We start from the raw sequence: 11,146 nt of genomic DNA, 5'->3' as shown, positions 1-11,146 counted from the left end.
CTCTAGTACTTGAGCAGGTTGGCGTCGTCGACGCTCGCGGAGCGCCGGGTCCGGAAGATCGCCATGATGATCGCGAGCCCGACCACGACCTCGGCCGCGGCCACCACCATCACGAAGAACGCCATGATCTGACCGTTGAGGTCACCGTTGATCCGGCTGAAGGTGACCAGCGTCAGGTTGGCGGCGTTGAGCATCAGCTCCACGCACATGAACAGCACGATCGCGTTGCGCCGGATCAGCACCCCGGCGGCGCCGATGGTGAACAGCACCGCGGCGAGGACCAGGTAGTAGTTCGGCTCGACCGAGAAGAAGTTCTCCATTACCGGTCCCACCTCTCGTTCGCGACTGCGGGGCTCGCAAGCTCACTCCTCGCGCTCACCGGGCCCACCTCTCGTTCGCGACTGCGGGGCTCGCAAGCTCACTCCTCGCGCTCACCGGGCCCACCTTTCGTTCGCGACTGCGGGGCTCGCAAGCTCACTCCTCGCGCTCACCGGTCCGTTCCCTTCAGGGCGGTTTCCTCGGCGGTCAGCTCGCGCACCGGCAGGATCTCCGGGGTGCTCCGCTCGGTCAGCCGGCCGTCCGGCAGGCGGGCCGGGGTGGCCACCGACGAGGAGGTGGCGAAGACACCGGGGCCGGGCTTCGGGCCGGGGTAGTTGCCGGGCCGGAAGCGGGCCCGCATGGTCGTGGGCTGGTCGAGCTTGTCCTGCTTGCGCCGCTCGACGTGGGCCAGCACCATCGCGCCGACCGCCGCGGTGATCAGCAGCGCCGAGGTCAGCTCGAAGGCGAACACGTACTTGGTGAAGAGGAGCCGGGCGATGCCCTGCACGTTCCCCTCGGCGTTGGCCTGGGTCAGGCCGGCCGCCGTGCTGCCCGCCAGCGCCCGGTAGACACCGCCGCCGACCAGGCCGGCGAAGCCGAGGCCGAGGACGATCGCGGCGGTCCGCTGCCCGCGCAGCGTCTCGATCAGCGAGTCGGACGCGTCCCGCCCGACCAGCATGAGCACGAACAGGAACAGCATCATGATGGCGCCGGTGTAGACGATGATCTGCACCATGCCGATGAACGGCCCGGACTGGAGGACGTAGAACACGCCCAGGCAGAGCATGGTCAGCACCAGCCAGAGCGCCGAGTGCACCGCGTTGCGCGCCCACACCATGCCGATCGCGCCGATCAGCGCGAGCGGGGCGAGGATCCAGAAGGTCACCGCCTCGCCGCCGCCGACCGAGGCCGCCTCGGCGAGCACCGTCTGCGTGGTCATGCCGTGTCTCCCTTGCCGGCGGCGGCCCGCTGGGCGTGCTGCTCGGCGCCGGGGAAGGTCACACCGGGGTGCTCCTCCACCTGGTACCGACCCGGGCTGTTGGTCGCGCGCTCGGCGCCGGCCGACGTGCCCGGGTTGGTCAGCGAACCGACGTAGTAGTCCTTCTCGCTGTCACCCAGCCGCATGGGGTGCGGCGGCTGCTCCATGCCCGGCAGCAGCGGCGCGAGCAGCTGCTCCTTCGTGAAGATCAGGTCCTGCCGGTTGTCCCGGGCCAGCTCGTACTCGTTGCTCATGGTCAGCGAACGCGTCGGGCAGGCCTCGATGCAGAGCCCGCAGAAGATGCACCGGGCGTAGTTGATCTGGTAGATGCTGGCGTACCGCTCACCCGGGGAGAAGCGCTGCTCCTCGGTGTTGTCGCCACCCTCCACATAGATCGCGTCGGCCGGGCAGGCCCAGGCGCAGAGCTCGCACCCGATGCACTTCTCCAGCCCGTCCGGGTGCCGGTTGAGGATGTGCCGCCCGTGGTAGCGCGGCGCCGACACCGGCGGCTTGAACGGGTAGTCGGTGGTGACCACCTTCTTGAACATGTGCGAGAAGGTGACCCCGAAGCCCTTGAACGTTCCGGTGATCGCGCCCACGTCACACCTCCCTGGACTCCGGGCCGGCGGCGATGTTGGCCGGCTCCCGCTCGGCGACCACGCGCCTGGTGCGCGGGCTCGGTGGAACCTGAAGGTCCATCGGCGGCAGCGGGAAGCTGCCGTGCGGACGGTTGTTGACCTGCTCCTGGACGCTCTGCTTCGGCTGCGGCTTGCGGCTCGGCCAGAAGAGCGTGGCGAGCAGCAGCACGCCGGCCGGGATGCCGACCGCGATCAGCTTGGACCGGGTGTCGAAGTGCTCGATCGAGCGGAGCCCGCTCAGCACCAGGATCCAGACCAGGTTGATCGGGAGCAGCACCTTCCAGCCGAACCGCATGAACTGGTCGTACCGCAGCCGGGGCAGCGTGCCGCGCAGCCAGACGAAGACGAAGACCAGCGCGATCACCTTGCCGAAGAACCAGAGCATCGGCCACCAACCGGAGTTGGCGCCCTCCCAGAGGGTGATCGGCCACGGCGCCCGCCAACCGCCGAGGAAGAGCGTCGTGGTGACCGCCGACATGGTCACCATCGACACGTACTCGGAGAGCATGAAGAGCGCGAACTTCAGCGAGCTGTACTCGGTCATGAAGCCGGCCACCAGCTCGGACTCCGCCTCGGGCAGGTCGAACGGCGCCCGGTTGGTCTCGCCGACCGTGGCGATGAAGAAGATCACGAAGCTCGGTAGCAGCAGGATCGCGTACCAGCCGGGCGCCGGCACCGGCGTGCCGAACAGGTTCAGCTCGGTGGCGTCACCCTGCGCGGCGACGATCCCGCTCGTGCTCATCGTGCCGGCGGTCATGAACACCGCCACGATGCTCAGGCCCATGGCGACCTCGTACGAGATCATCTGGGCGCTGGAGCGCAGGCCGCCGAGGAGCGGATAGGTCGAGCCGGACGCCCAGCCGCCGAGCACGATGCCGTAGATGCCCATCGACGAGCAGGCCAGCAGCACCAGGACCGCCACCGACACGTCGGTGACCTGCAGCGGCGTCCAGTGGCCGAAGATGCTCACCATCGGGCCGAACGGCACGACCGACAGCGCGGTGACCGCGCAGATCACCGAGATCGTCGGGGCGAAGAAGTAGACGACCTTGTCCGCCGCCCGCGGCAGGATGTCCTCCTTGAAGGCCATCTTGAGGCCGTCGGCGAGGGTCTGCAGCAGGCCGAGCGGGCCGACCTGGTTGGGGCCGGGCCGGACCGCCATGCGGCCCACGACCCGGCGCTCGAACCAGACGCCGAGCAGGGTGGCCAGCACCGCGAAGACGAAGGCGACGAGCACCTTCAGGCCCACCAGCCACCACGGGTCGTGCCCGAAGTCGGCAAGCGTCGGGTCCTGGGCCAGGTAGACCGGATTCACTGGACGCCCCCTTCGTTCGCGGCCGAGACCCGCACCACCGCGCCGGAGGTCGCGCCGAGGCTGCGCCGGACGGTCGAACCGGGCGAGTTGGTCGGGAGCCAGACGACCCCGTCCGGCATCTCGGTGATGGCCGCGGGCAGCGTCACCGCCCCGCGGTCGGTGCCGACCGTCACCGGGTCACCGTCGGCGACGCCCAGCGCCTCCGCGGTGCCCTTGCCCAGCCGGACCAGCGGCGGGCGGGCCGTGCCGCCCAGGTGCTCGTCACCGTCGAGGAGGCTGCCCAGGTCGATCAGCTGGTGCCAGGTGGCGAGCACCGCCTCGCCGGCGGCCGGCTGCGGCACCGCGACCGGCTCGACCGACGGGGCCGCGGGACGCGTGGTCCGGGTCGGCGGCAGGGCGCCCAGCTCGCGCCGGATGCTGGGTACGTCGCCGGTGCCCAGCTCCACGTCGAGGTGGGCGGCGAGGGCGTCCAGCACCCGCGCGTCGGTCATGGCACCCGTACGCAGCACCGCCTCGAAGGTGCGCAGCCGGCCCTCCCAGTCGACGAAGCTGCCCGCCTTCTCCTCGGCCGGTGCGACCGGGAAGACCACGTCCGCCCGGCGGGCCACGGCGCTGTTGCGCAGCTCCAGGCTCACCAGGAACGGCACGTTCTCCAGGGCCTGCTCCGCGAGGCGCGGGTCGGCCAGGTCGGCCGGGTCGACGCCGGCCACGACGAGCGCGCCGAGCTGGCCGTTGACGGCGGCCGTGAGGATGCCGTCGGTGTCCCGGCCGGCCTGGCTCGGGATCACACCGGCCGCGATGTCCCACGCCTCGCCCAGCTCCGCCCGGGCGGCCGGCTCCGTGACCAGGCGGCCACCGGGGAGCAGGTTCGGCAGGCAGCCGGCGTCGACGGCGCCGCGGTCACCCGCGCGCCGCGGCACCCAGGCCAGCTTCGCGCCCGTACGCCGGGCGATGTCCGCCGCGGCGGAGAGGCCACCGGGCACCTCGGCGAGCCGCTCGCCGACGATGAGGATGGCACCCTCGGTGCTCAGCGCCTCGGCGACGGTGGCGTGCTCGGCGAGGACGGCGGCCTCCTCACCCGGCACCACCCGGGCCAGCTTGGCACCGAGCTTCTCCAGCCCACGGGTCGCGAACGGGGCGATCGCGTAGACCGTGAGAGTGCGCTTGAGGTGGGCCTTGCGCAGCCGCAGGAAGAGGATCGGGCACTCCTCCTCCGGCTCGATCCCGACCAGCACCACCGCCGGCGCCTTCTCCACGTCGGCGTAGGTGACGTCGGTGCGGCCGGCGACGGTGCTGGCGAGGAAGTCCGCCTCCTCGCGGGAGACCGGCCGGGCCCGGAAGTCGATGTCGTTGGTGTTGAGGGCGACCCGGGCGAACTTCGCGTACGCGTAGGCGTCCTCGACCGTGAGGCGGCCGCCGGTGAGCACCGCGGCGCCCTGCCCGTTGTCGCGGGCGGCCCGCAGCCCCTCGGCGGCGACGGTGAGCGCCTCGCTCCACGACGCCTCCCGCAGCTCACCGGTGCGTTCGTCGCGCACCAGCGGCGTGGTGAGGCGGTCGAAGGCGCGGGCGTACTGGAAGCCCCACCGGCCCTTGTCGCAGTTCCACTCCTCGTTCACCGCCGGGTCCTCACCGGCGAGCCGGCGCAGCACCTTGCCCCGCCGCCAGTCGGTGCGCTGGGCGCAGCCGGCCGAGCAGTGCTCGCAGACGCTGGGGCTGGAGACGAGGTCGAACGGGCGGGCCCGGAACCGGTACTGGGCGCCGGTCAGGGCGCCCACCGGGCAGATCTGCACGGTGTTGCCGGAGAAGTAGGAGTTGAACGGCACGTCGCCGCTCTCCTCCCCGGGCTCCGCGCCGTACGCGTCGTCCCGGTAGATGTTGATCTCCTCGGCGGAGGAGCGGTTCATCAGGTCGATGAACTTGTCGCCGGCGATCTCCTCGGAGAACCGGGTGCACCGCTGGCAGAGCACGCACCGCTCGCGGTCCAGCAGCACCTGGCTGCTGATCGGCAGCGGCTTGGGGTACTCCCGCTTGTGCTCGTGGAACCGGGAGTCGGTGCGCCCGGTGGACATGGCCTGGTTCTGCAGCGGGCACTCGCCGCCCTTGTCGCACATCGGGCAGTCGAGCGGGTGGTTGAGCAGCAGCAGCTCCATGACCCCCTCCTGCGCCTTCTTGGCGACCGGGGAGGTGAGCTGGGTGCGGACCACCATGCCGTCGGCGACGGTCTGGGTGCAGGAGGCGACGGGCTTGCGCTGCCCCTCCACCTCGACCAGGCACTGCCGGCACGCGCCGGCGGGCGCCAGCAGCGGGTGGTCGCAGAACCGGGGGATCTCGATCCCCATCTGCTCGGCGACCCGGATCAGCAGCGCCCCCTTCGGGGCGGTGACCTCGATGCCGTCGATGGTGAGGGTGACCGTGTCGGTCTTCTTGGCTACGTCGGTCATCAGAGTCGCCTTCCACTCGCGACTGCGGGACTCGCGAGCTCGTTCCTCGCGCTCATCAGTGCGCCCCCACCAGCTGCCGGTCCGACAACCTGGGTGCGGTATGACCCTCGATGTAGTCGAGGTAGTCCTGCTTGAAGTACTTCAGCGACGAGGTCACCGAGCTGGTCGCGCCGTCACCCAGACCGCAGAACGACCGGCCCAGGATGTTGTCGCAGGTGTCGAGCAGGGTGTCCAGGTCCTCGTGGGTGCCCTGGCCGGAGAGGATGCGCCGGTAGACCCGGACCATCCAGTAGTTGCCCTCCCGGCAGGGGGTGCACTTCCCGCACGACTCGTGGTGGTAGAACTCCAGCCACCGGTAGGTCGCGTAGACCGGGCAGTCCTGGTCGGAGAAGATCTGGGTGGCCGTGGTGCCGAGAATCGAGCCGGCCGCCGCCACCGACTCGAAGTCGAGCGGCACGTCCAGGTGCTCGGCGGTGAGCAGCGGGGTCGACGAGCCACCCGGAGTCCAGAACTTGAGGTTGTGCCCCGGCTGCATCCCGCCGGCCAGCTCCAGCAACTCCCGGAGGGTGACCCCCATCGAGCACTCGTACTGGCCGGGGTTGGCGACCCGGCCGGAGAGCGAGTAGATCATCGGCCCGGAGGACTTCTCCGTGCCCATGGTCTTCCACCACTCGGCGCCGCCCAGCACGATGTACGGCACGCTCGCGATGGTGCCGACGTTGTTGACCACCGTCGGGCTCGCGTACAGGCCGTGGGTCGCCGGGAACGGCGGGCGCAGGCGGGGCTGGCCCCGGAAGCCCTCCAGCGAGTCGAGCAGCGCGGTCTCCTCGCCGCAGATGTACGCCCCGGCGCCCGAGTGCACCACCAGCTCCAGGTCGAACCCGGAGCCGAGGATGTTGCGGCCGAGGTAGCCCTTGGCGTACGCCTCCTGCACCGCGTTGCGCAGCCGCCGCGCGGCGTGCACCGCCTCGCCCCGGATGTAGATGTACGCGCGGTTGGCCCGGATGGCGTACGAGGCGATGATCACGCCCTCGACCAGCGAGTGCGGGTCGTGCGTCATGAGCGGCAGGTCCTTGCAGGTGCCCGGCTCGCCCTCGTCGGCGTTGACCACGAGGTAGTGCGGCTTGCCGTCGCCCTGCGGGATGAAGCCCCACTTCAGGCCGGTGGGGAAGCCCGCGCCACCGCGGCCCCGCAGGCCCGAGTCCTTCACGAGCTGGATCAGGTCGTCCGGGTGGGCCTTGAGCGCCTTGCGCAGCGCCGCGTAGCCGTCGAGCTTCTCGTAGGTGCCGATCCGCCAGGCGTCCGGCGACAGCCAGCGCTTGGTCAGCACCGGCGTGAGCTTGGCCAGCGTCTCCGGCCGAGGAGTGGTCACTTCTGGACCCCCGTTTCGCTCGCGACCGCCGGGCCGGCGCCACCGGCGTCCGTCTCGGCCTCCGCATCCTTGAGGTTGCGCTCCTGCGCACCGGCCTCGTCGCCGGCGGGCTTGCCGTCACCGGCCGGCGGGTTGGCCGCCACGCCGGCGGCCTCCGCCTCCTGCGCGTCGCGGGGCGCCGGCGGCACGGTGTCCGCCGGTGCCTTGGTGCCGGGAGCGTCCGGCACGGCCGTGGCGGCGTCGGGCTGCCGGGTCTCGGCGGTGCGCACCTGCGGCGACTTGTCGTCCGGTGCCTTCACGTCCGGCGCGGTGCTGCCCGTGGCCTGCTCCGGCGTGGCCGCCTCGACGCCCGTCGGGGCCGACGCGCCGTCGCCACCCTTCACCGGGGCGCTCGGCGCCTGCTTCGCCGCGGCCTCGGCCTTCGCCTTCTCCGCCGCGTCGGCCTTCGCCTTCGCCTCGGCGGCGGCCCGGTCGGCCTCGGCCTTGCTGCGGATCGGGGTCTTCGGGTCGAAGCCCGGCACCGAGATGCCGTGCTGCTGCGCCAGGCGCAGGCCACGCAGGCTCGGCTCGCCCGGCCCCCCGTCGGCGACCGCCCCGTCGCGCTCGTCGGCGAAGCCGGCGAGCTGGACGGCCATCTCCTTGAGGGTGCAGAGCCGGGCGCCGCGGGTCGGCATCGGCCGGCCGCCGGCGCGCAGCTCGTCGACCACGCCCACCGCGGTCTGCGGGTCGACGTTGTCGAAGAAGTCGTAGTTGACCGTCATGACCGGGCCGTAGTCGCAGGCCGCCAGGCACTCGGCGTGCTCGAGGGTGATCGTGCCGTCCGCGGTGGTCTCGTCGTGCCCGACGCCGAGGTGCTCGGCGAGGGTGTCGTAGACCTCCTGGCCGCCCAGCACGTTGCACATCGTGTTGGTGCACACGCTGACCAGGTAGTCACCCGTCGGCTTGCGCTTGTACATGGTGTAGAAGGTGGCCACGGCGCCCACCTGGGCCTTGTTCAGCCCCAGCACCTCGGCGCAGAACTCCACCCCGGCCGGGGAGACGTAACCCTCCTCGGCCTGCACCAGGTGCAGCAGCGGCAGCAGGGCCGAGCGGGAGCGGTCGGCCGGGTAGCGGGCGATGATCTCCCGCGCCCGCGCCCGGGTCTCGTCAGTGAAGACAGTCATCAGAGGCGCCTTCCGTTCGCGACTGCACGGTCCTGCGCCCGCGACTGCGGTGCTCGCTCCGCTCGCTCCTCGCGCAGGCACCTGGGGCTCGCAAGCTCACTCCTCGCGCTCACCGGTCACAACCTCCCATCACCGGGTCCAGCGAGGCGCCACCGGCGATCACGTCGGCGATCAGGCCGCCCTCGGCCATCGCCGGGAGGGCCTGGAGGTTCACGAAGCTCGGCTCCCGGTAGTGCACCCGGTACGGCCGGGTGCCGCCGTCGGAGACCGCGTGCACGCCCAGCTCGCCGCGGGGCGACTCGATGCCGACGTACACCTGGCCCGGCGGCACTCGGAAGCCCTCCGTGACCAGCTTGAAGTGGTGGATCAGCGACTCCATCGACTGACCCATGATCTTGGCGACGTGCTCCAGCGAGTTACCCATCCCGTCGACGCCGATGGCCAGCTGGGCCGGCCAGGCGATCTTCCGGTCGGCGACCATCACGGGGCCCGGCTTCGCGAGCCGGTCCACCGCCTGCTCGACGAGCTTCAGCGACTCGCGGATCTCGGCGAGGCGGACCAGGTAGCGGCCCCACACGTCGCCGTCGGTGTGCGTCGGGACGTCGAACTCGTACGTCTCGTAACCGCAGTACGGCATGGTCTTGCGCAGGTCCCAGGCGAGACCGGCGGAGCGCAGCACCGGGCCGGTCACGCCGAGCGCCAGGCAGCCGGTCACGTCGAGCACCGCGACGTTCTGCGTGCGCTCGATCCAGATCGGCTGGCCGGAGAGGAGGTTCTCGTACTCCTTGAGCCGCTTCGGCATGAGCTTGAGGAACTCGCGGATCTTGACGATGGCGTCGTCCGGCACGTCCTGGGCCACACCGCCGGGGCGGACGTACGCGTGGTTCATCCGCAGGCCGGTGATGAGCTCGAAGATCTCGAGGATGTACTCCCGCTCGCGGAAGCCGTACAGCATCATGTTGATGGCGCCGAGCTCCATGCCCGTGGTGGCGAGCCACACGAGGTGGGAGCTGATCCGGTTGAGCTCCATCATGAGCACCCGGATCGTGGTGGCACGCTCGGTGACCTCGTCGGTGATGCCGAGCAGCTTCTCGACCGCGAGCGCGTACGCCGTCTCGTTGAACAGCGGCGAGAGGTAGTCCATCCGGGTCACGAAGGTGCTGCCCTGGACCCAGGTGCGGAACTCCAGGTTCTTCTCGATCCCGGTGTGCAGGTAGCCGACGACCGAGCGGGCCTCGCGGACCGTCTCGCCCTCCAGCTCCAGGATCAGGCGCAGCACGCCGTGCGTGGACGGGTGCTGCGGACCCATGTTGACGACGATCCGCTCGTCGTTGATCGGGTCGGTGCCGGAGACGACCGTGTCCCAGTCTCCACCGGTGACGGTGAAGACCTTGCCCTCGGTGGTCTCCCGCTCGGTCGCGTAGTTCGAAGTGGTCACTGGTACGACCTCCGCTGGTCCGGGCCGTTCGCGGTGCTGGGGATGCCGGCGCCCGTCACTGGTACGACCTCCGCCGGTCCGGCGGCGGGATCTCGGCGCCCTTGTACTCGACCGGCACGCCGCCGAGCGGGTAGTCCTTGCGCTGGGGGTGCCCCTCCCAGTCGTCCGGCATGAGGATCCGGGTCAGGTTGGGGTGGCCGTCGAAGACGATGCCGAACATGTCGTACGCCTCCCGCTCCTGCCAGTCCGCGGTCGGGTAGACCGCGGTGACGCTGGGCAGGTGCGGGTCCTCGGCGGGGACCGCGGCCTCCAGCCGGACCCGCCGGCGGTAGGTCATCGAGGTGAGCTGGTAGACGACGTGCAGCCGCCGCTCGTCGGCGCCCAGGTAGTCCACGCCGGACACCGAGGAGCACAGCTCGAACCGGAGGGCCAGGTCGTCGCGCATCACCTGGCAGACCTCGGCGATTCGCTCGGGCCGGATGTGCAGGGTCAGCTCGCCCCGGTCGACCACGACCTTCTCGATGGCGTCGGCGAAGCCCGGGTACGCCTCCTCCAGGGCGTCGTAGACCTCGTCGAAGTAGCTCCCGAACGGCCGCGAGGCCGCCTCGACGGGCCGGCGCTGGCGGACGAGGCCACCGTAGCCGGAGACGTCACCGGAGCCCTGGTTGCCGAACATGCCGCGACCGGCCGGGCTCGACGGTGGGTGCTCGGCCGGCGCGCCGCTGCTGGCCCCGGCCGGGGTCACCGGTACGGGCACGCCACCGTCGTTCGGCTTGTCCTGAGGTGAGGTCACTTCTTCATGCCCCCGTACTGCTGAAGATGGTTCTGGGCCTTCATCCAGTTCTCGATCCGCAGCTGCTCCTCGCGGCCCTCGCGGACGGCCTTGGTCCACTCCGCACGGCGAGCCTTGTCACTGCGGTACGACGACGGCATCGAGCCGTAGGGGACGACCGGGACGTCGCCGCGCTCCTTGCGCGCCTCGAGCATCTTGCGCCCGTTCGGGCCGAGCGGCTCGTGCATGATCTTCTCGCGCAGCTTGAGGACCGCGTCGATGAGCATCTCGGGCCGGGGCGGGCAGCCCGGCAGGTACATGTCGACCGGCACCACGTGGTCGACGCCCTGCACGATGGCGTAGTTGTTGAACATGCCGCCGCTGCTGGCGCAGACACCCATGGAGAGCACCCAGCGGGGCTCCGCCATCTGGTCGTAGATCTGCCGCAGCACCGGGGCCATCTTCTGGCTGACCCGACCAGCCACGATCATCAGGTCCGCCTGGCGGGGCGAGGCGCGGAACACCTCCATGCCCCAGCGCCCCATGTCGTAGTGCGGGCCGCCGGCCGCCATCATCTCGATGGCGCAGCAGGCCAGACCGAACGTGGCGCCCCAGACGGACGACTTCCGGGACCAGTTGACGAGCTTCTCCACCGAGGTCAGCAGGATGCCGGCGGGGAGCTTCTCCTCGATGCCCATCTGACGTTCCTT

10 protein-coding genes are annotated in these 11,146 nt (G+C 71.0%); all 10 read right to left on the bottom strand.

The genetic code is table 11. The annotated features are described in order from the left end of the window. Nucleotides 1–2 precede the first annotated feature (2 nt). The 10 genes from nuoK to SM573_RS14485 all read right to left on the bottom strand — a co-directional run bounded on the left by nuoK (nt 3) and on the right by SM573_RS14485 (nt 11,134). Entirely contained in the window at nt 3–320 is a 318-nt protein-coding gene (nuoK, locus tag SM573_RS14530; RefSeq protein ID WP_474612701.1) for an NADH-quinone oxidoreductase subunit NuoK, read from the bottom strand. A 167-nt stretch (nt 321–487) separates the two neighbouring features. Beyond that, nucleotides 488–1,258 (bottom strand): NADH-quinone oxidoreductase subunit J, encoded by a 771-nt coding sequence (locus SM573_RS14525; protein WP_474612700.1) that lies wholly within the window; start codon nt 1,256–1,258, stop codon nt 488–490. Next, nucleotides 1,255–1,896: an NADH-quinone oxidoreductase subunit NuoI gene (gene nuoI / locus SM573_RS14520; RefSeq protein WP_474612699.1), complete on the bottom strand. Its 642-nt coding sequence runs from the start codon at nt 1,894–1,896 to the stop codon at nt 1,255–1,257. The genes SM573_RS14525 and nuoI overlap by 4 nt, the downstream gene beginning before the upstream one ends. A 1-nt stretch (nt 1,897) precedes the next feature. Next, nucleotides 1,898–3,250, bottom strand: coding sequence for an NADH-quinone oxidoreductase subunit NuoH (gene nuoH, locus SM573_RS14515; RefSeq protein WP_474612698.1), 1,353 nt, complete (start codon nt 3,248–3,250; stop codon nt 1,898–1,900). Beyond that, nucleotides 3,247–5,691, bottom strand: coding sequence for an NADH-quinone oxidoreductase subunit G (locus SM573_RS14510; protein ID WP_474612697.1), 2,445 nt, complete (start codon nt 5,689–5,691; stop codon nt 3,247–3,249). Before SM573_RS14510 ends, nuoH begins: the two co-directional genes overlap by 4 nt. 55 nt (nt 5,692–5,746) lie before the next feature. Further along, nucleotides 5,747–7,063, bottom strand: a complete 1,317-nt coding sequence (gene nuoF, locus SM573_RS14505; protein ID WP_474616277.1) for an NADH-quinone oxidoreductase subunit NuoF — start codon at nt 7,061–7,063, stop codon at nt 5,747–5,749. Next, nucleotides 7,060–8,226 (bottom strand): NADH-quinone oxidoreductase subunit NuoE, encoded by a 1,167-nt coding sequence (gene nuoE, locus SM573_RS14500; protein ID WP_474616276.1) that lies wholly within the window; start codon nt 8,224–8,226, stop codon nt 7,060–7,062. The genes nuoF and nuoE overlap by 4 nt, the downstream gene beginning before the upstream one ends. Before the next feature lie 109 nt (nt 8,227–8,335). After that, nucleotides 8,336–9,664 carry an NADH-quinone oxidoreductase subunit D gene (locus SM573_RS14495; RefSeq protein ID WP_474612694.1) on the bottom strand — a complete coding sequence of 443 codons (1,329 nt, stop codon included), beginning with the start codon at nt 9,662–9,664 and terminating at the stop codon, nt 8,336–8,338. 55 nt (nt 9,665–9,719) lie between these two features. Continuing rightward, nucleotides 9,720–10,457 carry an NADH-quinone oxidoreductase subunit C gene (locus SM573_RS14490; RefSeq protein ID WP_474612693.1) on the bottom strand — a complete coding sequence of 246 codons (738 nt, stop codon included), beginning with the start codon at nt 10,455–10,457 and terminating at the stop codon, nt 9,720–9,722. Next, nucleotides 10,454–11,134 carry a NuoB/complex I 20 kDa subunit family protein gene (locus SM573_RS14485; protein WP_474612692.1) on the bottom strand — a complete coding sequence of 227 codons (681 nt, stop codon included), beginning with the start codon at nt 11,132–11,134 and terminating at the stop codon, nt 10,454–10,456. The genes SM573_RS14490 and SM573_RS14485 overlap by 4 nt, the downstream gene beginning before the upstream one ends. Nucleotides 11,135–11,146 lie beyond the last annotated feature (12 nt).

This window comes from Micromonospora xinjiangensis (assembly GCF_056150165.1).
The sequence above is the reverse complement of the archived record's forward strand: the minus strand, read 5'-3'. Positions and strand labels throughout refer to the sequence as shown.